19 protein-coding genes are annotated in these 23,283 nt (G+C 56.1%); 11 read left to right on the top strand and 8 right to left on the bottom strand.

The annotated features are described in order from the left end of the window. The first annotated feature begins 186 nt into the window (after nt 1–186). Nucleotides 187–1,545 carry a glycoside-pentoside-hexuronide (GPH):cation symporter gene (locus tag EKN83_RS12950; protein WP_126801086.1) on the top strand — a complete coding sequence of 453 codons (1,359 nt, stop codon included), beginning with the start codon at nt 187–189 and terminating at the stop codon, nt 1,543–1,545. 219 nt (nt 1,546–1,764) lie between these two features. Next, nucleotides 1,765–3,144: a carbohydrate porin gene (locus EKN83_RS12945; RefSeq protein WP_126801085.1), complete on the top strand. Its 1,380-nt coding sequence runs from the start codon at nt 1,765–1,767 to the stop codon at nt 3,142–3,144. A 13-nt stretch (nt 3,145–3,157) separates the two neighbouring features. Here the strand turns inward: EKN83_RS12945 and EKN83_RS12940 are convergent, their stop codons facing one another. Beyond that, nucleotides 3,158–4,114, bottom strand: coding sequence for an AraC family transcriptional regulator (locus EKN83_RS12940; protein WP_025756860.1), 957 nt, complete (start codon nt 4,112–4,114; stop codon nt 3,158–3,160). 115 nt (nt 4,115–4,229) lie between these two features. Here EKN83_RS12940 and EKN83_RS12935 point away from each other — a divergent pair, with 115 nt between their 5' ends. Further along, nucleotides 4,230–5,417 carry an MFS transporter gene (locus EKN83_RS12935; RefSeq protein WP_025756859.1) on the top strand — a complete coding sequence of 396 codons (1,188 nt, stop codon included), beginning with the start codon at nt 4,230–4,232 and terminating at the stop codon, nt 5,415–5,417. A 47-nt stretch (nt 5,418–5,464) separates the two neighbouring features. On the opposite strand, the gene EKN83_RS12930 is transcribed toward EKN83_RS12935, so the two are convergent. From EKN83_RS12930 to EKN83_RS12910, 5 genes are all read right to left on the bottom strand, one after another. Then, nucleotides 5,465–5,944: an Hcp family type VI secretion system effector gene (locus tag EKN83_RS12930; RefSeq protein WP_126801084.1), complete on the bottom strand. Its 480-nt coding sequence runs from the start codon at nt 5,942–5,944 to the stop codon at nt 5,465–5,467. Then, nucleotides 5,945–6,166 (bottom strand): hypothetical protein, encoded by a 222-nt coding sequence (locus EKN83_RS12925; RefSeq protein ID WP_126801083.1) that lies wholly within the window; start codon nt 6,164–6,166, stop codon nt 5,945–5,947. Beyond that, on the bottom strand, nt 6,166–6,870 hold the full coding sequence (locus EKN83_RS12920; RefSeq protein WP_126801082.1) for a hypothetical protein: 705 nt from the start codon (nt 6,868–6,870) through the stop codon (nt 6,166–6,168). The genes EKN83_RS12925 and EKN83_RS12920 overlap by 1 nt, the downstream gene beginning before the upstream one ends. Before the next feature lie 280 nt (nt 6,871–7,150). Next, on the bottom strand, nt 7,151–8,161 hold the full coding sequence (gene gap / locus EKN83_RS12915) for a type I glyceraldehyde-3-phosphate dehydrogenase (RefSeq protein ID WP_126801081.1): 1,011 nt from the start codon (nt 8,159–8,161) through the stop codon (nt 7,151–7,153). 78 nt (nt 8,162–8,239) lie between these two features. Further along, complete coding sequence (locus EKN83_RS12910; RefSeq protein ID WP_126801080.1) at nt 8,240–9,220, bottom strand: GlxA family transcriptional regulator; 981 nt, start codon at nt 9,218–9,220, stop codon at nt 8,240–8,242. Between the two features lie 148 nt (nt 9,221–9,368). Here EKN83_RS12910 and EKN83_RS12905 point away from each other — a divergent pair, with 148 nt between their 5' ends. Then, a complete protein-coding gene (locus EKN83_RS12905) occupies nt 9,369–10,340 on the top strand; it encodes a fatty acid desaturase (protein WP_126801115.1) in 972 nt (323 codons plus the stop codon). Continuing rightward, nucleotides 10,333–11,091 carry a phosphate/phosphite/phosphonate ABC transporter substrate-binding protein gene (locus EKN83_RS12900; protein ID WP_126801079.1) on the top strand — a complete coding sequence of 253 codons (759 nt, stop codon included), beginning with the start codon at nt 10,333–10,335 and terminating at the stop codon, nt 11,089–11,091. The genes EKN83_RS12905 and EKN83_RS12900 overlap by 8 nt, the downstream gene beginning before the upstream one ends. Here EKN83_RS12900 and EKN83_RS12895 read toward each other — a convergent pair. Both EKN83_RS12895 and EKN83_RS12890 read right to left on the bottom strand, forming a co-directional pair. Next, nucleotides 11,070–11,966 carry a LysR family transcriptional regulator gene (locus EKN83_RS12895; protein ID WP_126801078.1) on the bottom strand — a complete coding sequence of 299 codons (897 nt, stop codon included), beginning with the start codon at nt 11,964–11,966 and terminating at the stop codon, nt 11,070–11,072. The two genes, EKN83_RS12900 and EKN83_RS12895, sit on opposite strands and share 22 nt — an antisense overlap. Before the next feature lie 22 nt (nt 11,967–11,988). Beyond that, nucleotides 11,989–14,277, bottom strand: a complete 2,289-nt coding sequence (locus EKN83_RS12890) for an FdhF/YdeP family oxidoreductase (RefSeq protein WP_126801077.1) — start codon at nt 14,275–14,277, stop codon at nt 11,989–11,991. Between the two features lie 1,001 nt (nt 14,278–15,278). Here EKN83_RS12890 and EKN83_RS12885 point away from each other — a divergent pair. The 6 genes from EKN83_RS12885 to tagF are packed head-to-tail and all read left to right on the top strand — an operon-like array spanning nt 15,279 to nt 23,282. Then, nucleotides 15,279–15,773, top strand: coding sequence for a hypothetical protein (locus tag EKN83_RS12885; RefSeq protein ID WP_025756852.1), 495 nt, complete (start codon nt 15,279–15,281; stop codon nt 15,771–15,773). Nucleotides 15,774–15,794: 21 nt separating this feature from the next. After that, a complete protein-coding gene (gene tssJ / locus EKN83_RS12880) occupies nt 15,795–16,298 on the top strand; it encodes a type VI secretion system lipoprotein TssJ (protein WP_047958915.1) in 504 nt (167 codons plus the stop codon). Nucleotides 16,299–16,326: 28 nt separating this feature from the next. Beyond that, a complete protein-coding gene (gene tssK, locus EKN83_RS12875; protein WP_047958914.1) occupies nt 16,327–17,670 on the top strand; it encodes a type VI secretion system baseplate subunit TssK in 1,344 nt (447 codons plus the stop codon). Between the two features lie 17 nt (nt 17,671–17,687). Next, nucleotides 17,688–18,926 carry a DotU family type VI secretion system protein gene (locus EKN83_RS12870; RefSeq protein ID WP_126801076.1) on the top strand — a complete coding sequence of 413 codons (1,239 nt, stop codon included), beginning with the start codon at nt 17,688–17,690 and terminating at the stop codon, nt 18,924–18,926. 2 nt (nt 18,927–18,928) lie between these two features. Beyond that, entirely contained in the window at nt 18,929–22,549 is a 3,621-nt protein-coding gene (gene tssM / locus EKN83_RS12865; protein ID WP_088244256.1) for a type VI secretion system membrane subunit TssM, read from the top strand. Between the two features lie 16 nt (nt 22,550–22,565). Continuing rightward, complete coding sequence (gene tagF / locus EKN83_RS12860) at nt 22,566–23,282, top strand: type VI secretion system-associated protein TagF (protein ID WP_025756847.1); 717 nt, start codon at nt 22,566–22,568, stop codon at nt 23,280–23,282. Nucleotide 23,283: the final 1 nt, after the last annotated feature.

The raw sequence follows: 23,283 nt of genomic DNA, 5'->3' as shown, positions 1-23,283 counted from the left end.
GGCACAGAAAATAAAGTGCGATCCGTTGCACAGAATGTGCCCGACGAACGCTTTCTTTTAATTATCACGATCACATAAAGCAAAAAACATAAGTTCGAGGTGAAAAAACATAATGGATCGCCGCATGGCTCTCAGGCGAAATTATCGTTACAAAAGAAACCGGTTTCATAAATGAGGAGTCACGCGATGTCAATTGCAGAGAAAATTCCGGTCAAAGAGAAAATAGGCTATAGCCTGGGCGATGCAGCGAGTCATATTGTATTTGACTCATCGGTGGCCATTCTGGCGTATTACTATACGGATATCTATGGATTACCCCCGGCCGTCATGGGAACCATGTTTCTTCTGGTGCGTTTATTAGATGCGATTACCGACCCGATTATGGGGGCAATTGCTGATGCAACCTCCACGCGCTGGGGCCGTTTTCGCCCCTGGCTGCTGGCAATATGCGTTCCTTTTGCGGTGAGTTGCGTACTGGTTTATTCCATTCCGGATTTTACCGAAACCGGAAAAATTTATTATGCCGTCGGCGCATATATATTTATGACCCTGATGTATACCGCCATTAATATCCCGTATTGCTCCCTGGGGGCGGCGCTAACCTCCGACCCACGCGAAAACCTCTCGTTGCAGTCCTGGCGTTTTGCCATCACCCCGATTGGCGGTGCGCTTGGCACCGCCCTCATTCTGCCCCTGGCTGATTACCTCTATCCGGGCGACAGAGCGACAGGTATTCAGGTGGCGATGGCGCTCTTCGGCGCGATCGGCTGCCTGATGTTTATCGTCTGTTTTGTCACTACCAAAGAGCGCGTGCAGCCCATCAAAGAGGAGAATCTCAACATTGCCCGTGACGTTAAGATCCTCTTTCGTAACGATCAATGGCGCATTCTCTCCATCTACAACTTTATGATGCTGGTAGCGGTGGTGATCCGCGGCGGCGCGGTGGTCTATTACGTTAATACCGTTCTGAACAAAGGAGCCGACATCATCTCGTACTTTATGCTGGGCGGGATGCTGGCCTCGATGTTAGGCTCCGTACTGGCACAGCCATTTGGCACCCGTTTTTGCAAGGTCAAACTCTCATTCTGGATCAATATTCTGAATGCGGCGTTAGGCGTGGCCTGTTTCTGGCTGCCGCTGGAATTTTGGGTTATTCCCTTAATTGCCCACATTCTTATTCAGATTGTTCAGGGCGGCAACGGTGCGCTGCAGTGGTCGATGATCACCGATGCAAATAATTACGGTGAATGGAAAACCCAGCGTCGAATTACAGGTATGAATGTTGCCGCCAATATATTCGTCATTAAATTAGGGGTGGCGGTCGGCGGTGCTATTCTGGGCTGGGTACTGGCCTGGTACAATTATGAATCCAGCAGCACGGTACAATCGGAATCCGCCGTTCAGGGCGTCATTCTGCTGTTTACCTTGATTCCCTCTCTCTTTTATTTACTCACTGCTTTCTCCATTAAGTTTTATAAATTAACGGAAAACATCATGAATGGCGTGGTGAATGATTTAAATAAAGGCGAATTCGCTAACTCTTAATGGTTTATACCCTAAATAATTCGAGTTGCAGGAAGGCGGCAAAGGAGTGAATCCCCAGGAGCTTACAAAAGTAAGTGACTGGGGTGAACGAGTGCAGCCAACGCACATGCAACTTGAAGTATGACGGGTATAAGTAGTAAGCCGATAATTCATGCGAAGTATCGGTGAGGTTCTCTGTGTCCGTCAGGAAATAATGATTAACTCACGAGGATGGAGTCGATGAAAGTGAAAACCCTTGCACTCATTGTCAGTGCGTTTTGTACTACCGGAGCAATGGCAGCAAACGATACCCAGCGTCTGGAAGATAAACTGGCGCAACTGGAGGCGCGTCTCGAAAAAGCCGAAAGCCGGGCGGCAAAGGCGGAGGCACAAATTCAGGTGCTGGAAAAACAGCAGCAGACGGCCGCCGTCGCAAATCCGGTTGTGGTGGAAGCGACGGAGCCTGCGACAGCACAAGCGGCACCGAAGCTGACGTTATCCGGCTACGGTGATATTAAGTTTTATGGCGACGTTGAATTTAATATGGACGCAGCCAGCAAGACCGGCAGTTTAACCTCCATGAAAACGACGGCCAACAAAGACTGGGCGCCCGGCAGCCATGAACGCTGGGATATTAACGGGCGTCTGCTGTTAGGTTTTGACGGCTATAAACGGATGGCAAACGGCAATTTCGCCGGCTTCTCCGTGCAGCCGCTGGCTGACTTAACGGGCAAAATGAACCTCGATGATGCCGTTTTCTTCTTTGGCACAGAAAACGACTGGAAGGTGAAAGTGGGCCGCTTCGAAGCCTATGACATGTTCCCGCTTAATCAGGATACCTTCGTTGAATATTCCGGCAACACCGCCAACGATCTCTACAGCGATGGCTACGGCTACATCTACATGATGAAAGAGGGGCGCGGGCGTAGCGACAGCGGCGGTAACTTCATGATCAGCAAAACGCTGGGTAACTGGTATCTCGAGGTAAACACCCTGCTAGAAGATGGCAGTTCACTGTTTGTGGACCAGCAGTATCACGGTGTGGACCTGGATAACGATAAAAACGTTGCCTATGTCCGGCCGGTCATTGCCTGGCAGGAAGGGAACTTCTCGACGGCCATCGCGATGGAGAGCAACCTCGTCAACAACGCCTATGGCTACCGTGATGCGTCAGGAAAATGGATAGACCAGTCTGACCGCACCGGCTATGGTTTCACCATGACGTGGAACGGGCAAAAAACCGATCCGGATAACGGGATCGTGGCGAATCTGAATACCGCCTACATGGATGCCACGGATGAGACGGATTTCACCGCGGGCGTGAATGGCTTATGGCGCAATTTCGAACTGGGCTATATCTACGCCCATAACCAGATCGACAATTTCAACACCGCAAACTTCGACGCGGACTGTGACGGCGACTGCTGGGTCACCGATCCCGGGGATTATGATATTCACACCATTCATGCGTCATACCTGATCCCGAACGTGATGCAGATGAAGAATTTCAACATCTATCTTGGCGCGTATGCTTCCTGGGTGGAAGCGCATCCGAACGATGGCGATGACCGAAGCGACGATCGCTACGGCGGACGCGTACGCTTTAAATACTATTTCTGATGCCGTACGCCGGTCAGGCCTCTTCCGGGGTCTGGCTGGCTTCCCGCAGTATCCCCGGCGCATGGCCGATAATCCGCTTAAACGCCCGGCTGAAAGCCGCGAGCGATCCATACCCCAGCCGCAGCGCCACCGTTTCAATGGGCTGATTTTCATGGCGAATATACTGAATGGCCAGCCGCATTCTCAGCTCGCTGAGATATCTGGCCGGCGTGGTTCCCGTCGCCGCCAGAAAGCGTTCTGCAAACACGGAGCGGGAGGTGCCGGCTTCTTTCGCCAGATCCGCCACGCTCCAGTTCAGCCCCGGCTGCTGGTGCATGGCGTAGATCGCCCGGCTCAGACGTGGGTCGCGCAGAACCTGCACCCAGCCGGTGGCTTTCCCGCAGCCGCCTTCAACCCAGCCGCGCACGATTAATGCCGCCACCACGTCGGCCAGGCGCGCGAGGATCCCGGCGAAACCGGCCTGACGCGTCAGGGATTCACGCTCCATCGCCGCCAGCAGCGGATGGATCTCCGGCCACGTTGACATCAGCCGGCTGACCATCATCACCTCCGGCATCGCTTTGATCAGCGGCTGCATCCCGCCCAGTTCAAAATCCATACAGCCGCTAAAGATGATGGTGTTCTCGCTGTCCGGACACGGCTCGCAGGTGATCGCGCAAACTGAGCTGCAGATGGGCTCGCTGGGAAACGCGGTGACCGGGGTGAGGGTGGCTTGTTCGTCCGACAGCAGGGCGTGTGCGTCGCCATTCGGAATAAAGAGGGCATCACCGCTGCTTAAGGTGAACGTTGCGCCACTCTCCATACGCAGCAGGGCGCTGCCGCGGCTGACGAAATGAAACTGCGCTCGGCCGGGGGCCTGGTGGAACGCCACTCCGAACGGCGCGCTGGCTTCAATGCGACGATATTTCACGCCCGACAAGCGCATGCCGTGCAAAAGTTCGCTGATCAGATCGGGGGACTGAGCGGTCATGGCAAAACTCCGGACGAATAATCAATAAGTGGAGATTATATGTCATAGATCGTCCACGGTGAACCCTCTATGCTTTTGCGACAGTTGTCACATTTTCATAACGGGAGATCAACAGATGAGTTCATGTGTCGCGGCGAGAGAGGCTGTTGCGCCTGCAAAACCCGCCTGGCGGGCCGTCTATTCACTGGGGCTGGGGGTGTTTGGTTTGATCACGGCAGAATTTCTGCCCGCCAGTTTGTTAACGCCAATGGCCGCAAGCCTGGGCGTCACCGAGGGGATGGCCGGGCAGGCGGTAACCGCCACCGCGCTGGTGGCGCTGGTCACCGGGTTGCTGATTACTCCGGCGACCAAGAGTATCGACCGCCGCTGGGTGCTGATGTTTTTCTCGGTGCTGCAAATCATCTCCAGTCTGCTGGTGGCCTTTGCGCCCACGCTGCACGTCCTGCTGATGGGACGCCTGCTGTTGGGGATTGCCATCGGGGGATTCTGGGCGATGTCGACGGCCACGACGATGCGTCTGGTTCCTGCCGATAAAGTGCCGAAGGCGCTGGCGGTGATCTTCTCCAGCGTATCGATTGCCACGGTGGTCGCGGCGCCGCTGGGCAGCTACCTTGGCAGCCTGATTGGCTGGCGCAACGTGTTTATTCTCTGCATTCTGCCGAGCATGCTGGCACTGCTGTGGCAGCTGTGGGTGCTGCCCTCCATGAAACCTGAGAGCAGCGGCAGTCTTGGGACGCTGTTCCGCGTGCTGCGTCGTCCGGGGATGATCGGCGGCATGCTGGCGACCATCCTGATCTTCAGCGGCCACTTTGCCTTCTTTACCTACCTGCGTCCGTTCCTGGAAACGGTTGGTCAGGTGGGCGTGGAGAGTATTTCGCTGATCCTGCTGGGCTTTGGTATCGCCAACTTTGTGGGAACGTCGGTTGCCGGGCATTTGCTGTCACGCAATCTGCATCTGACGCTCGCGCTGGTGCCGTTCGCCATGGGCGTACTGGCGCTGACCATGGTGGCGTTTGGTCATCTGGCCATGCTGGACGGCTTACTGGTTGCGCTGTGGGGCTTTGCCTTTGGTCTGGTTCCGGTGGGCTGGTCAACCTGGCTTGCTACCACCGTACCGGATGAAGCCGAAAGTGCGGGTGGGCTGCTGGTGGCCTCAATCCAGCTGGCGATAAGCGCTGGCGCTGCCGGTGGCGGGGCGGTGTTTGATCTCAACGGTGCCACAGGCGTCTTCGCCGGCAGCGGTTTCCTGCTGGTGACGGCGATGGTGATTGTATTTATGGGCGTGAAGGTTAAGGCGGAGTGATTTTTACCCTCTCCTTCGGGAGAGGGTATTTATAGATATCCATTATTCTAGGCAGTCGCTCTTTCATTCCAGGTGTCTTTAAACACTATATTTCCGTCACAATATTTCCATTCGATTGATTCATATCGCAGTTCGACTTCTTCCATATGAGCACTTGCGATACCTAACGGGTGCAGTAAAGGGGAGATTCTTGTTATCTTGACATTTTCCAGAGTGATATTGAAATATTCACGCTCGATCCCGGCGTCATTAATCTTATACATTTTGATTAATGCTGTTTTGAAGATTTTACCTGTACAGACGGCACGAAATAGATAGGGTGTGATGCGATCTATTTCTTTTTCAAAGGTAATTGGCACATGAAGTCGTGTTCCTGTCAGTTTTCCCGTGTTGGAATCGGTGGGGATCCACACAGAGTGGTTAAACGATTTTAGTTCGGTAGAGCCCAATCTCGTAGGCATTAAACACTCCCCTGTAATCGTGGCGTTATTTTCATCTGTGAGCCATATATGTGCTGGTGTAGACATTTATTTACCCTTTGTTTTGTAGCGAAATGCAATGAAGTAAACAACTAATAAAATAATCCCAAAAACCCTTAGTGCAATTTCTTCATCTTCTATAAAACTCACTGCGACAGCACCTAGAATGACAGCGAATATTCCAGTGCCATACCAAAAAAAATCATCCATAATATCTTTTAAAAAACTTTTTAAAAATTGCATCAAAAATTGTTTTATAGATCCCCACATTATTGCATCATTTTATTTAGCGCATCAGCAATTTCACCATCGGATGCAGTGTTTAAGTTAAGATATCCGGTCTTCATTATCACGGGTTCAATAAGAAAATACATCATTTCCAGCTTTTCAACATACAGCGCATGGTAAAACAACGGTTGGAATTTTTTCAGTGTATTTGCGCTGTCTGCCGCATGCTGGACTATAGCGTAAAGGTTTAATGCGCTAATTACACCTCCTGTGCCCCAACCAATCTTTTTCACAAATGCACTTTGTACGGCCGCGTTCATGTTATTACCATAACAGATGTATGACGTGACGGCATAAATCAACCCATTCTTAGAAACCTGCTTTACTGAGTAGTTTGTTGTAAATGGTATTATACTTTCAAGAATGCTTTTTCTTTGGCTGTTGGATTTGTTATGAAGCATCGTTTCAATATAAATCCTAACCATTCTAAAAATTATATCTCTATGCTTAACGAGTTGTGCTACTCCTGCTAAAAACCTTAAATCTTCATAACCTAATCGCTTACATACATCCTGGTAATTATCCGTGAAGCAAGACGTATAATAGAGTAAGCGTGTTGTAGCATCGCCAAGATTATTTAAATATTCAATAGCTCCGTCTCTCACTCCAGCTATGGCGCGATCAAGCCTTAAAGCAAGTTCTTTATCGGACCCAATTTTTTCGATAATCGATTTACTGTAATACATAACCTGCCCCTGTTGTGTACAGAGTTGATCATGGGCTATGTTGTCGCCTGGGCACAGCGATCGCACTCGCATTTTTAAAAGTAAAATGAAGAATATCCACTGACCTATTTTCTAAGCTAATGGGTGCTTTTTAATAATTGATGTGATGAATTAGCAGCCGTTGAATAGACTTAGAATTATCTTCATTTATTAATTCTGAGAGGAGTGAAGAGAGATGTTTAATAGTTACATAATTTATAGGCCGGGTAAGCGCAAGCGCCACCCGGCATTAATGCAGGTATTACAACCCTTTCTTATCCATCCACACCGCCAGATCCACCAGACGGTTTGAGAATCCCCATTCGTTGTCATACCACGCGAGGATTTTCACCATATTCCCGCCAATCACCAGCGTGGAAAGTCCGTCAATAATTGAGGAGCGCGGGTCGCCCTGGTAATCGCTGGAGACCAGCGGTTCATCGCTGTACCCCAGAATACCTTTCAGCGGGCCACTGGCGGCCGCGTGGCGGAAGGCCTCATTTACCTCTTCGACGGTCACGCTACGGCTCAGCGTCACCGTTAAGTCGACAATCGACACCACCGGAACCGGCACGCGCAGGGAATACCCGGTCAGCTTACCGTCCAGGGAGGGGATCACTTTCCCCAGCGCTTTCGCCGCGCCACTGGAGTAAGGCACAATCGACAGCGCCGCCGCGCGCGCGCCGCGCAGATCCTTCTCAGGCTGGTCGTGCAGCGCCTGGCTGTTGGTGTAGGCATGCGTCGTGTTCATCAGGCCATGCTCAATCCCGAACTGCTGATGCAGCACCTGAGCCGCCGGCGCCAGACCGTTGGTGGTGCAACTCCCGTTACTCACCACAACGTGCCGGGCGGGATCGTACTGGTCATGATTGACGCCCATAACAATCGTCAGGTCGTCGTTCTTTCCGGGGGCGGAGATAATGACGCGTTTTGCGCCACCGTGGGTGATATGTACCGCCGCTTTTTCCCGTTCCGTAAAGAAGCCGGTGGCCTCAATCACCACGTCCACGCCGACATCACGCCACGGGATATTCGCCGGATCGCGTTCGCTGAATACGGTGATCCTCTGCCCGTCGACCTGCAGCGCGCCGTCGGCCGCTTCAACGGGAGCGGGCAGTTTCCCCAGCAGGGAGTCATGTTTCAGCAGATGGGCGAGGGTCTTGCTGTCCGTCAGATCGTTGATGGCCACAATCTGCAGATCCGGGTTGCCCAGCGCCGCGCGCAGGAAATTACGTCCGATACGGCCGAAACCGTTAATACCGACCTTAACCATGGTGCACTCCTTATCTCTGTTGTCTGGAGTCACTGTAGGCGTCAGGCGGGATGGCGTAAACGACAAAAAAGGATCAGATTACGCCATTTTCCGGCAGTGAAATCGCTGGCGATACTCGCCCGGGGTGAGGTGGAGCTGTTTCTCGAACACGCGCCGCAAATTAATACTGGTGCCAAACCCGCTTTGCTCAGCAATGCGCTCAAGGGGATCGCTGGTCTGCTCAAGCAGCTGGCGGGCCGCGGCCAGACGCGCTTCGGTCACGTAGCGGGCAGGCGAGACGCCCGTCTCACGGGTAAACACGCGGGTGAAATTGCGCGGGCTCATCGCCGCTTTTTCAGCCAGAGTTTCCACACACAGGTCGGCGGTGAGGTTCTGCAGCATCCAGGCCTGCAGCTCGCTTATCGGACCCGATGTGCCGGGCTGCTGCAGGTTGTAGCGACTGAACTGCAGCTGCCCTCCGGGGCGGCGCAGATACATCACCATATCCTGCGCCACGTCGCGGGCGAGGGTAAATCCGTAGTCGTCTTCCACCAGCGCCAGGGTCAGATCAAACCCGGAACTCACGCCGCCGGAGGTCCAGATGGGACCGTCCTGAATATACAGCGGGCCGCCTTCGACCCGAATTGACGGGTACTGAGCCTGCATGGTCTCCAGCAGCCGCCAGTGGGTGGTCGCGCGACGACCGTCCAGCAAGCCGCTCTGGGCGAGCAGCATCGCACCGCCGCAAATGGAGGCGATCCGCCGTGCATGGGGCGCGGCGAGATGCAGCCAGTCCACCACGGCGAGGCTCTCCTGCTCGTTCACCCCGCGACCGGTAATGATGATGGTATCCAGCGGCTCACGGGGATCCAGGTCCGGCAGGCGATAGTCCGCCAGCAGATTGAGGCCTGACTGGCCGTGGATCACCTGGTGCGGTTGGGTGGTCGCAATGATGATGCGATAGCAGGGGTTCGCCAGTCCTTCCGGGTGCAGCCGGTTGGCCTGCATCAGAATGTCGGCGATACCGGCGGCTTCAAACAGCATGCCGCCGTCAGGAACAATAATCAGGATCTTCTTCATGTCCTGAAAAGTACCTTTATTACAAAATAAGTCAAGTGCGCCCGCACTTCACGTTTCTGGCAAAGCAAAGCGATTTAAGTTGTTTGTGATTTCAGATGTTATCCCCGATCGTCAGGGTACTGTCTCTGGCGAAACGGCGTCTGAAGGAATGGGTAAACGAAGCTCCCTCTATTTACATCCGCAACAACGCAATCAAATCAACCATCTCGCATCGGGATTTCTGTGGCGAAGCGAACTGCCCACCTGGCTGTTGATCGTGACGATTTATGCGGGCTGGTTTGCCACGCTGGCGTTCTGGCAAACGCTCGGCCTGCTGCCCGCCACGCTGCTGCTGACAGGGTTTACCGCCTGGTACATGTCCCTGCAGCATGAGCTGATCCACGGACATCCCACGCGTTTTGCCTGGCTTAACCAGCTATTTGGCACGCTCCCGCTGGCGGTGTGGTACCCGTATGGCCTGTACCGGGATTCTCATCTGGCCCACCACCGGTACGATAGCCTGACCCATCCGGTGGATGATCCGGAGTCGTACTATTTTACCGAGGAGAGCTGGGCGCGCTTTTCCCCCTGGCAGAAGCGTGCGATCCGCGCCCGAAATACCTTTGCCGGACGGCTGCTGCTGGCGCCGCTGCTGGATATTCTGCAGACACTGGGCAGCGCCGTCGCGGCGTTTCGTTATCTACAGCTGCGGGCGATGACGATGTGGCTGGTTCACATCACGCTGCTGGCGGCACTCTTCGCCTGGATGACGCACGTCGGTTATTCCCCCGTCTGGTTTGTGCTGGCGGTCAGTTATCCGGCGCTGGCGCTGACCAAGGTCCGATCGTTCTACGAACACCGTGCGGCCGATGACCCGTTCGCGCGCTCCGTCATCAACGAGGCCGGGCTGTTCTGGCGGATACTGTTTTTAAATCTCAACTACCATTCAGTACACCATGATTTACCCGGCGTCCCCTGGTACGCGCTGAAGCGTATCTACCAGCAGAACCGGGAGGCGTACCGGGAGCGAAACCACGGTTTTCTCGTCAGGGGCTATGGCGAATGGTTACGCCAGTTCTGGGCTGCGCCCGTCGATGTCACCGTTCATCCCGGAGCTCAACAAGGGGAGAAGTATGAGTAACCTGCTGGCGTTTCCCATGTACGCGGTAGATCGCGCTGACACCCGCGCGCTCAGGCGGACGGTAAAAGGTTTGCTGGCCGCGCGCGGTGTGCCCGTCGAGGGTGACCCGGACTGGCCGGAGTCTGAACTGCTGACGCACTGGCAACAGCCCGGGCTTATTCTCAGCCAGACCTGTGGTTATCCGCTGATCACGCGGCTCCCGGACGTGCAGGTGGTCGGCTGTTTTCACTACACGGCACCCGGTTGTGAAGGGTATCAGTACCGCAGCGTGCTGGCGGTGCGTGCGGAGGATCGGCATCTCTCGCTGGCTGATTTTCGCGGACGCCGGGCGGTATGTAATTCGGCCGACTCGCAGTCCGGCTATCATGCGCTGCGAAAAAAAGTGGCTCCCCTGGTGAAGGACGGCCCGTTTTTCGCGCAAACGTCCTTTAGCGGCAGCCATCGCCAGTCGCTGATTGAGGTCAAACGTGGGGCAGGGGATATCGCGGCCATCGACTGCGTTACCTGGGCATTGCTCCAGCGTCACGAGCCGGAGCGGCTTGCGGGGCTGGCGGTCATTGACCGCACCCCCCTGACGCCAGGATTGCCGCTCATCACCTCACATCACACCTCGCCTGAAACCCTGAGCGCCATTCGCGATGCGCTCCACGCGCTGGTGAGTTCACCGGCACACCGGGAGGTGTGCGACGCGGTGTTGATCGGCGGTTTTAGCGTGGTGACGCGTCAGGCTTACGCCGTACTGTCCGACTGAAAAATCCCCTGCGCATCGTTAAAACAGCGCAGCGCCAGCGAGGAGACGGGTTTCTGTCGGCGCATAATCAGGCCGACAGGGGCCTCGATATCCGCGTCGGCAATCGGGACTATCCTGAAATGGCTGTTTAACTCTTCCAGCCCGTTGTTCAGTGGCATCACCGCACAGCACACGCCGCTCTGAACCGCCTGAATGATCTGGTACGTGGAGTCGCTTTCAAACACCGACGTCGGTTCGATGCCGGCAGACTGGAAGCTGGCCTCCATATGCGCCCGGTAGTGCATCCCCTTCGTCAGAAACCCCAGCGGAAACGCCGTCAGATCGGGCCAGGTCAGTCTCTCCTGGCTTAACCGGAAATGGCGGGTGTCGTGCAGCAGGCCCATCTTCGTTTTGGGCAACTGGATAATGTCGAACAGGCTGGTGTCGATGCTGTTCAGGTAGCAAATCCCCAGTTCGAGCTGGTTGCGGCTGACGCCATCGGCAATCTGCGCCGAGGACATGGAATAGAGGCTGTAGGTCAGCTCCGGGTATTTTTGCGTCAGCAGGCGAATGAAGATCATCGGATCCACGCTCGCCAGCGGCACCATCCCCAGGCGTAATTCACCCACCACCTGGCCTTTGCACAGCGACGCTTCCGCCTGTAACCCGTCGTGCGCGGCCAGCAGCGCGCGAGCCCACGCGAGAATGCGTTCCCCCTCCGGCGTAAACCCTTCAAAGCGCTGTCCGCGCACAATCAGCACCAGCCCCAGCTCCTCCTCCAGGCTGCGGATACGCATGGAGAGGGTCGGCTGGGTGATGTTGCACTGGGCGGCCGCTTTACCAAAGTGCCGGGTCTCGTCGAGTGCGATTAAATACTTTAACTGTTTAATATCCATGGTTTTCTCTGCGCGAAAGGCGTTACAGCATGCGGATCTCTTTTGAGCGCAGGGTGATGCGAACCGGAACCGATTTATAAGACGGCGTACCGCTGTCCTTGTCCAGATAATCGAGCGGGACCAGTACGTTGGCCTCCGGGTAGTAGGCGCCGACAGAGCCCGGGGCGATGCTGTACGCCACCACGGTGATGTCTTCCAGACGCTGAACGCTGCCGGGCAGGGCGGTTTCGATATCCACCCGGTCGCCATGCTCCAGTCCTGACTGCGCCATATCCTCCTCGTTCATAAACAGCACGTCGCGGCGACCAAACACGCCACGATAACGGTCGTCGAGGGCGTAAATGGTGGTGTTGTACTGGTCGTGACTGCGCAGCGTGATCAGGCGCAGAACGTGCTCACCCTCACCGCTGGCGTTCTCATGAACCCCGTCGAATACCGAGAACATCGCTTTTCCCGTCGCCGTTGGCCAGATACGTTGCGTTGGCGGCAGCGGCATACGGAAACCGCCGGGAACGCGGATCCGCGCGTTGTAGTGCTCAAAGCCTGGAATGGTCTGCTCGATCAGATCGCGGATGCGGTCGTAATCCTCAACCAGCGTCATCCAGTCCACGCGCGTGGACGGCAGGGTCGCTTTCGCCATACCGGCGACGATAGCCGGTTCAGACCGGAGTAGCGGTGAGGCGGGTTTCAGCTTGCCGGAAGAGGCATGCACCATCGACATAGAGTCTTCAACGGTGATGGACTGACGGCCTGTTGCCTGCATATCCAGCTCGGTACGACCCAGACACGGCAGGATAAACGTCTCTTTACCCACCAGCAGATGCGTACGGTTCAGCTTAGTGCCGATGTGGACGCTCAGATCCAGAGTGCCCATCGCCGGGAAACCGCGTTCATGGTCGGGCATCGCCACCGCAAAATTACCGCCGAGGCAGATAAGCGCTTTTGCCCGGCCGTCAATCATCGCCTGCGTCGCCTGCACCGCGTCATGCCCATGGTGAGATGGCGGCTCAAAACCGAACACCTCCTTCAGACGGTTCAGGAAGGCCGGTGTGGGCTTCTCGCTAATCCCGACGGTGCGGTTTCCCTGCACGTTTGAATGGCCGCGCAGCGGGCATATTCCCGCGCCGGGTTTGCCAATATTGCCCCGCAGCAGCAGCACGTCAGCGATCAGGCGGACATTAGCCGTCCCTTTATTGTGCTGGGTAATCCCCATCCCGTAGGTAATGATGGTGGCATTCGATTTCGCATAGGCCCCGGCGACCTTTTTGAGCGCTGCCTGGCTCAGACCCGACTCGCGCTCAATATCCTCCCAGCGGGTTTGTGCGATATCTGCGGCAAACGCCTCAAAGCCCTGGGTGTGTTCGGCAATAAAGGCATGGTCGAGCACGCCGCCGCGTTCGGCCTCCATTTCCAGCAGGTGTTTGGCAAGACCTTTCAGCGCGGCGGCATCGCCCCCGGCCTTCACCTGGAAATAGGTTGAAGCGATATCCGTGGAGCCGTAGGTCGCCATTTCAATCACGCTCTGCGGATCCGCAAAACGTTCCAGCGCGCGCTCGCGTAACGGGTTAAAGACGATGATTGGCACATTGCGCCGGGACAGCTCATGAAGGGTGCCCATCATGCGCGGATGGTTGGTGCCGGGGTTATGGCCGATGGAGATCACCAGTTCAGTCTTGTCGAAATCGTCCAGCGAGACGGTGCCTTTGCCGATGCCAATCGAACGTGGCAAACCGACGCTGGTGGCTTCATGACACATATTCGAGCAGTCGGGGAAGTTATTGGTGCCGTATTCCCGGGCAAACAGCTGGAACAGATACGCCGCTTCGTTAGACGCCCGCCCGGAGGTATAGAACTCAACCTGGTCCGGGTCGAGCCCGCGCATCACCTCGCCAATGCGTTGAAACGCCTCGTCCCATTCCACAGGCCTGAAGGTGTCGCTTTCCCGGTCATAGCGCAGGGGATGCGTCAGCCGACCGTATCCTTCCAGTTCAAAGTCCGATTTTGCCAGCAGCGAGGTGACGCTGTTTTCGGCCAGAAACGCCGGGGTCACGCGTTTGGTGGTCGCTTCCCAGGTCACTGCTTTGGCACCGTTCTCACAAAACTGGAACGTTGATTTGTGTTCTTTGTCAGGCCACGCGCAGCCCGGGCAGTCAAAACCGTCAGGTTGATTGGTGCGCAGCAGCGTCGCCGGGGCATCAAAGGTATCCATTTGGGTACGTACCGCGATGGCCGTGGCCTTCAACGCGCCCCAGCCTCCGGCAGGGCCCGCATAATGTCTGATACCGGGTACTGCGCGTCTTTTCTTGTTCATACCAACTCCTGATCTGTTCAGTCTTACAACGGCGGCATCACGAAAACCACTGAAATGGCAATAAGTAACAGCAATGACGCCCGGCTCACGCAGGCGAGGCGGCACTGCAAAATGACTTATCTAAAATGTTATTTAATTCAGTGGATTATATGACGTGTTGCTTAAAGATTTAAAGAAATTATAACGAAATTTTATCATTTTAATAATAAATCTTATCTATCATGCGGTAGGTGCGATAAATGGCAACGAGCAGGGCGGATGTAGCATCATTAAAATTTCGAATGAAACAGATGAGGGTAGGGAAAAGCCATTCATCACGCCCGGTCTGGGGTGAAGCGCATTTTTCACTGGAGATAAAGCCGGAAAGGTTTACTCGGGCTTAATGATTAATGGATATAATTTATGTCTAAGTGGTGAATTATCACAACATGAAATATAACTTATTTTGAGCTGTGAAATTAACGCCGCGCAGCATAAAGGAAATGTCTGAATGGCGATCGCGAATGGCGTTAAATATTAAAGATGCCCTGTTAGTGCAACAAATAATTTATCGTCGATATATTTTTCTGACATCACGAATACGGGAATTCTACTAATTATGGTAGTGGCGATAATAGCCGTATTGGGTTAATGAAACTGGTTCTCTTTTGGTGTTTTTTCCTTTTAAAACAGCAAATTAAAATGTTGGTTGGTTGGGAAATAAGCGCATGTAAGACATTTCACGCCTTTTGATCAGATTAATCCTATAATTTTCCGACTGCTTCATTAACCACCACTTCCGTGGCGGTAAATATTGAATTGATGCGAAGCTCATGTAAACTTGTTTACCGTTTGTCAAAATATGTCAGGAAGACACAGGGCCTTATTCTGAAGGGCTCGTGCGGTAGCTATGCCCGTAAACCAGTAACGCCCCGAAATTATCCTGGCTATTTTAACAATAGCACTTAAGTCAAACTCCATCCCCTTTTCTCCATCATCGAAATATCGCTACGGAAAAGCATATGAAAATGCGCGTACTGTTTTCACTTCTGTTTGTAATGGCGGTGGCGGGCTGTAAAGCGCCGCAGAAACCTGTGATCAATGACGATACGATCGAGACCAGCCAGGTCAACGGCGTGACCTTAACCCACCGTCATGCGGTGACGCCGCCGACGGAGTTCACGCCGGTCAACGCACCGTATCGTGCCATGTATCCGGCCTCCCTGATGAGCCGTCCTGACTTTGGCGGCAAGGTTATCCGCACGCTCGATACCGGAAAAACGTACGTGGTGCTGGGGCAGGTTGAACACTACTGGATGGCGCTTGCCGATGAAGGTAACGATCAGCTGATTGGTTACGTCCCGATGCGTGCCGTGATTAAAGCTGATCAGTATGAAGCTGCCGTGCGTAAACAGGCCATTCGTCCTAAGGTGCGTAAAAAAGCGACCTGTGTTGATGTCGATGGTAACAGCAAAGCCTGCAAAGACAGCGCTAACGGTACCTGGATCCTGAACTAACGGCGTCATGAGCGCATTTTTATGAATAATAAAAATTTTCATACGCTGTGGTTACTCTTTTACGCGGTGGTTTTCGCCCTTGTCAGTGGTTGTACGTCGTCTTCACACAGCGACCCTTCCCGCTACAATCTGCAGTTTCAGGCCCATCCACAAATCAATGAATCTGCGCCGCTTAAGGTTCGGGTGTTGTTGCTGAAATCCGATGCGGATTTTATGTCCAGCGACTTCTACTCCCTGCAAAACAACGCGTCAGCCACGCTTGGCGCGAATTTGCTGAACAGCGATGTTTTCTTCCTGATGCCGGGACAGCTGTCTAAAACCCTCAGCGGGCAAAGCTCTCCGGAGGCCCGCTACATCGGTGTGATGGCGGAATATCAGATGCTGGATGGCAAAAAATGGCGCGTTTCACTCCCTCTGCCTGTGCCTGGCGAAAATCATATCTACCAGTTCTGGAAATGGTCCGCAGATGAGCTTCAGGCCAACGTCTTTCTCGACGTGAACGGCATTCGGGTCATCAGCCAGTAACGCGCTTCATAACAGGAAACACATCATCATGACCAAAGCAGAAAAGGTCGTCTGGACCGAAGGCATGTTCCTGCGTCCACACCATTTTCAGCGGACTGAAAGTTATCTGCTCAACCATGTTCGTGAATGGGGTGCGCTGCAGCGTTCTTATCTGTGGGGCTTTCTCGACGTTGAACTGGATGAAGCGATGCTTCGCCAGGGATGCATTGCCCTGAGCTACTGCAGCGGGTTGCTGCCGGACGGCACCTTTTTCCAGGTCCGTAACGGGCGCAACGGTCCTGTGCCGCTGAAAATTCCTGACAACCTCACCAATGAAAAGGTGGTGCTCGCGCTGCCGGTTCGTCGTGGCGAGAAAGAAGAGGTGATTTTTAGCGAAGAGCCAGCCTCACTGGCGCGCTTTATCGCGTTCGAGCAAGAGGTGGAAGACGATAACGCCATGTCGGTGGGAGATGCCACCGTCCAGTTTGGCCGCCTGCGTCTGACCCTGATGCTGGAAAAAGATCTCACCGCCGAATGGACCGCCATCGGCGTGGCGTTTGTGGCTGAGAAACGTAACGACAACCACGTGCGGCTCGATAACAGCTACATCCCGCCGATGCTGAACGCCAACAACAGTCCGCAGATCTACAGCATGATTAACGATCTGCACGGCTTGCTGGTGCAGCGCAGCCAGCAGATTGGCGGTCGTCTGCGCCAGCCCGGCCGCTTCAACACCTCTGAAATGATCGAGTTTACGCTGCTGTCGCTGGTTAACCGTCATCTGGGTGAGGTGTCTCATTTAAAAACCCTCCCGCTGGTGCACCCGGAAACGCTGTGGCGCAGCTGGCTGCCGTTTGCCACCGAGCTCACCACCTGGACGTCGCAACGCACCGCGGAAAGCGTGCTGCCGATTTACGATCATGACGATCTGGCAAACTGCTTCAGCAAACTGATGCTGATGCTGCGTCAGGGACTGTCGCTGGTGATGGAAGACCACGCGATCCAGCTGCCGCTTAACGAGCGCTCTCATGGCCTGAACATCGCCACGGTGCCTGAAACCAGCATGGTGCGTGAGTTTGGTTTCGTGCTGGCGGTAAAAGCCAACGTGCCAGGCGAACACCTGCAAACCCATTTCCCGGCCCAGATGAAGATCGCACCGGTCTCAAAAATCCGCGATCTGGTCCAGCTGCAGCTGCCGGGCATAATGCTGCGCGCCATGCCGGTCGCGCCGCCGCAGATCCCGTGGCATGCCGGCTACAGCTACTTCGAGCTCGAGAAGGGCAGCGAGCTGTGGCACGAGATGGATAAGTCCGGCGCATTCGCCCTGCATCTTGCAGGGGAGTTCCCGGGGCTTGATATGGAGTTTTGGGCCATCCGTAGCCCGACAGAATAATAAAGCGAGCGCTTAATATGCAGGAACGACAGGACACCGGCAGTGATGCCGCGTTTACCGGAGCCAGTAGCAACAATCAGCTGGTGGCGGCCGCCAACCCGCTGCTTAATGCGATCCCGCAGATCCGTCATTCGGTGTCGCATGACGATCAGGTGGCGTTGCGCCAGCGTCTGATCGATGAGATTCGCCGTTTCGAAGTCCGCTGCCAGCAGGCGGGGCTGCCCTACGAAGTGATCGTCGGGGCGCGTTACTGCCTGTGCACAGCGCTCGATGAGGCCGCCGCGCTTACCCCCTGGGGCAGCAGCGGCGTCTGGTCAAGCAATGGGCTGCTGGTGACGTTCCATAACGAAACGTGGGGCGGCGAGAAGTTCTTCCAGCTGCTGGCGCGCCTGTCGCAAAACCCGCGCGAGCATATCCTGCTGCTGGAGATGATCAACTACTGTCTGCTGCTTGGCTTCGAAGGACGCTACCGGGTGCTGGACAATGGCCGCACCCAGCTTGACACCATCAAGCAGCGTCTGTGGCAGATGATCCGCGGCGTGCGCGGCAGCTACCCGCCGCCGCTCTCGCCCCATCCGGAAGATGGCCCGGTGCTGCGTAAACTGTGGCGGCCGATGGTGCCCCTGTGGGCCTGCGTGGCGCTGGCCGGGTTTATCGCCTGCCTGTTCTACATCATTCTCAACTGGCGTCTTGGCGACAACACCAACCCGGTGCTGGCGAAGATTTACCAGTCCCAGCTGCCGGAAACCACCATCCAGCAACCGGCACGCCAGATGCCCGCGGTGCTCAATCTGCGTGGTTTCCTGAAGCCGGAAATCGAGGCGGGTCTGGTGGCGGTGAAGGACGAAGCGGACCGCAGCGTCGTTATCCTGAAGGGTGATGGTCTGTTTGCCTCCGCCTCGACCGTCGTGCGCGACCGCTATGAACCGGTTATCAACCGCATTGCACAGGCGATGAATAACGTCAGCGGCAAAATTCTGGTGGTGGGCTACAGCGACAACGTGCCGATTCGCAGCGCGCGCTTTGCCTCTAACTATGAACTCTCTCTGGAACGTGCCCGCTCGGTACAGAAAATGCTGCAGGGAAGCCTCTCTCAGCCTGGCCGCGTGAAAGCGGAAGGGCGGGGCGAGATTAACCCGGTAGCGCCGAACACGACGCCAGAAAACCGCGCCCGTAACCGCCGTGTGGAAATTACTCTGCTGGTGTCGCCTGAAAATACGCAGGCTGAGCTGAACGGATTGCCGCAAGGAAACTAAGGATGCTGACTACACTTCTTTCCATTTTGACCAATCGCATTCTGTGGAGCTTCCTCGGCGTAACGGCGCTTGCGGCGGTGATCTGGATGATTGGTCCCCTGTTGTCCATCGTGGACACCCGACCGCTCGAATCTGAGCAGAACCGTATTATCAGCATCGCCGTGGTCTATCTGCTCTGGGCGCAGGGCCACATTCTGCCGCGGCTGTACAATGCCTGGCTGAACCGCAAGCTGATGGACAAGCTCAATGAGAACACCACCAGCCCGGAAGCGGCGGATCCGCAGAAACGGCTGAACAACGAGGAGCAGATCCTCGCCAGCCGCTTTGATGAAGCCGCGCAGATGCTGAAAAAAGCGCACTTCAGCAAAGCGGGACAGGGTGCCCAGTGGACGCAGCGTTTTAGCACGCAATATCTGTATCAGCTGCCATGGTACGTCATTATCGGCGCGCCAGGTTCGGGGAAAACCACGGCGCTGGTGAATTCCGGCCTGCAGTTCCCGCTGGCCGACCGGTTCGGTAAGACCGCGCTGCGGGGCATTGGCGGTACGCGTAACTGCGACTGGTGGTTCACCAACGAGGCGGTGCTGCTGGACACGGCGGGTCGCTACACCACGCAGGAGAGTGAGCAGGTGCAGGACGCCGGCGAATGGCTGCAGTTCATGGGGCTACTGCGCAAGTATCGCCGCCGCCAGCCGATCAACGGCGTCATCATTACCATCAGCATTTCTGACCTGCTCACCCAGTCTGCCGAGGCGTCACGCCAGCAGGCGGTGAACCTGCGTCAGCGTCTGTCTGAACTGCATGAACAACTGGGCATTCGCTTCCCGGTCTACGTGATGGTAACCAAGGCCGACCTGCTTAAAGGCTTCCGCGCCTGGTTTGCCGACTACGACAAAGCGCAGCGCGACCAGATCTGGGGCTTTACCCTGCCATGGGAGCAGACCAAACACGCCGATTTCGACCTGATGGGCAACTTCCATCAGGAGTTTTCGCTTTTACAGCAACGCCTGGATGCCGGGCTGCCGGAAACCATGCTCAAAGAGCATGACGCGAAAACCCGTGCCGAAGCGTATCTCTTCCCGCAGGAGTTCGCTGCCCTGCGTCCGCTGCTGGCGGATTACCTGAGCACGGTCTTCGCCCGCTCCAACTTTGAAACCGAGTTCTCCCCACGCGGGATTTACTTCGCCAGCGGTACTCAGGAAGGGATGCCGTTCGACCGGGTGATGGGCGAACTGAACCGCGCGCTGTCGCTGCCGGAAGGGGATGAGTCCGCACACTGGGATTCGGTCAGCAAAGAAGCGCCTATTCCGGGCGCAAAAGGCCAGAGTTTCTTCATTAAAAACCTGCTGCAAAACGTCATTTTCCAGGAAGCCGGCATCGCCGGTGAAAACCGCTGGTGGGAACTGCGCAACCGGGCGGTGATCTGGTCTGGCTACGCGGCGCTGCTGGCCCTGCTGGTGATCCTGGGTGGCCTGTGGCTGACCAGCTATGCCAAAAACAAGGCTTATCTGGACGAGGTGGATGCGAAGGTGCCCCTGCTGGACCAGCAGAGCAAAGCGTTGCAGAACCAGCCTCAGCGCGATCTGTTCGATTTGCTGCCGCTGTTGAACGGGCTGGTTGACCTGCCGAAAAGCGACGCCTTTGACGTCAATGACCCACCGGTCTCCCGCCGTATGGGGCTCTACCGTGGGGATGACGTCAGCGACGCCGCCCAGTCGCTGTACCAGAAAGCGCTGGATCAGATGCTGTTGCCTGCCGTCGCCATGCACATTACCACCTGGCTTCGTAACGACAACGGCAGCGATGTGGAATACAGCTATGAAGCGCTGAAGGCTTATCAGATGCTCTACCAGCCGAAGCACTATGACGGTAAATTCCTGCACTCTTGGGTGATGCTCAACCTGCAGCGTAACCTGCCGCAGAATGTGACGAAGGCGCAGCTGCAGCAGCTTGAATGGCACCTGACGCAGCTGCTGGAGCCGAAAATTCAGGCCTCCCCGTACGCGCAGGACGAGTCCCTGGTGGCGCGCGAAAGAGCGATGATCAACCAGCAGCCGCTTTCCACGCGCGTGTACGGTCGTCTCAAGCGCCTGCTGGAGCATGATGAAAACCTCAAGCCGGTCTCCCTTTCCGACCTGGGCGGACCACAGAGCGAGCTGGTCTTTTCCCGCAAAAGCGGTAAGCCGGTGAGTGAAGGTGTGCCGGGCCTCTATACGCCGGACGGCTACTGGAAAAGCTTTAACAGCCAGATTGACAGCGTCACCACGGCACTGCACGAGGACGACGCCTGGGTGCTGGGGGCCAGCACCGCGCAGGAAGATAAACAGCAGATCGATAACGCCGTGCGCCAGCTCTACATGCGCGACTTTATCGCTAACTGGGATAGCTTTCTTGCCGACATTCAGCTGAATAACAGCGCCGATCTTTCCCAGCGCATCAACACCGCGCGCCTGCTCTCGGGCGCAAACTCGCCGCTGCGCCGTCTGGTGCAGAACCTGAGCCAGGTACTGACGCTGTCGCGTAATGCACCGACGCCGGAAGAGGCGGGTAAAGCACAGGAGCAGAGCAACCGGGCGACCCGCACCCTGGAAGCGCTGTTCAGCAATAATGACAATGCCCCGACGCAGGCTGCGGTAGTTACCCAGGCGCCGGAGCAGCTGGTGACCGACCACTATGCGCCGATGATTGAGCTGGCCCAGCCGCTGGAGAAGGGCGGGAAAACCATCGTCTTTGATGATTTTCTCAAGCAGGTGGATGAGCTGTATCGTTACCTGACCGCCGTACAGGACGCCGCCAACAGCGGCATGCCGGCCCCGGGCGGCGAGGCGATCAGCCGCCTGCAGGCCAGCGCCGGTCGTCTGCCGGGCGGGCTGCAAACCATGTTCAGCAATATGGCGGTAGGCGCCAGCAGCGACACCCAGCGCCGTGACCTGGAAAACGTGCGTAAGCGAATCAGCGTAGAGGTGGGGGGGTTCTGCCGTCAGGCCATTGCCGGTCGCTACCCGCTGGTGCGCAGCGCCAGCACCGAGGTGACCCCTGACGATCTGGCGCGCATGTTTGCGCCGGGCACCGGACTGATGGACGCCTTCTTCCGCGACAACCTGACCAACAAGGTAGACACCACCCAGGCGAACTGGCGCTTTATGCCGGGCATCGACGGTAAAACGCTGCCGGGCAGCGAAGGGCTGCTGAGACCGTTCCAGCAGGCTCAGTCTATTCGCGATGCCTTCTTTGCTAACGGGGCAACCACGCCGTCCTTCAAGGTGACGGTACGCACCGTGCGAATGGATAACACCATTCTGAACCTGACCCTGGACGTTGACGGCCAGCTGCTGCGCTACAGCCACGGCCCGCAGGCCGTGCAGATCATGAACTGGCCGGGGCCGGGCGGTACCAACCAGGTGCGTATGCAACTGGGCCTGGCGAACGGCAGCACGGCGACGCTGGTGACCAACGGCGCCTGGGCACTGAACCGCTTCTTCGATAAAGCGAGCACCAGCCCGGGGGCGGGGAGCCTGAGCCGTCAGGCCACCTTCAACGTTGACGGACATCAGGTCACGCTGGAGTTTGCGCCTAACAGCATTCGCAACCCGTTCCAGCTTCCTCGTTTCTCATGCCCATAACCGCAAGGACAGCCGTATGACGAATACCCCTGCGATGAACCGCTACAGCTGGTATGGCAAATTACCCAGCGCCGGAGATTTTTTGCAGCGCCGCTTTCCTGACACCTTACAGCGCCAGTGGTCGCACTGGTTTCAGGTCGGTCTGCTGGCCTGGCAACAGGAAGAGCAGCGCAGCGGCGAGCGCCAGTTTCACAAAGCCCCGGTCTGGAATTTTGTTGTACCGCCGATGCTGGGCAGCCAGATGATCCAGATGGGCTGTCTGCTGCCCGGCCGCGACAGCGTTGGCCGCCAGTACCCGGTGTGCCTGCAGCTGAGCTTCGCCCCGTCTGAATGGTCGACCAGCCTGCTCAGCCAGGCTGAGAGCTGGTACCAGCAGATTGGGCGCCTGGGTCTGCACGCGGTGCGCAACAGTTTTTCCGCCTCGCAGCTGGATGAAATGCTGATGACCATTCCGGCGCCGCAGCCCGTCGAGCCGCAAAAGCGTTCCGACATCCTTGACGTGATCGGTTATGACGAGGACGGCCAGAACACCCTGGGCTGGCCACAGGCGGCAGAATGTTTTGATCCCCTTCGGCAGACCAGCTACTGGTGGACCAACCGCTGCGACGGTTACCCGCTGTACACCCACGTTCACAGCGGTAACTTTACCGGGCAGCTTTTCACCCTGCTGTTCGATCCGGCAGGGGGGGCCCGCCCGGGCCGTCACGGTCTCTATCCGCCCATGTTTGAATAAG

The organism is Enterobacter sp. WCHEn090032, from assembly GCF_003986875.1.
GTDB lineage: Bacteria > Pseudomonadota > Gammaproteobacteria > Enterobacterales > Enterobacteriaceae > Enterobacter > Enterobacter sichuanensis.
This window is presented reverse-complemented; position numbering and strand designations above follow the sequence as displayed.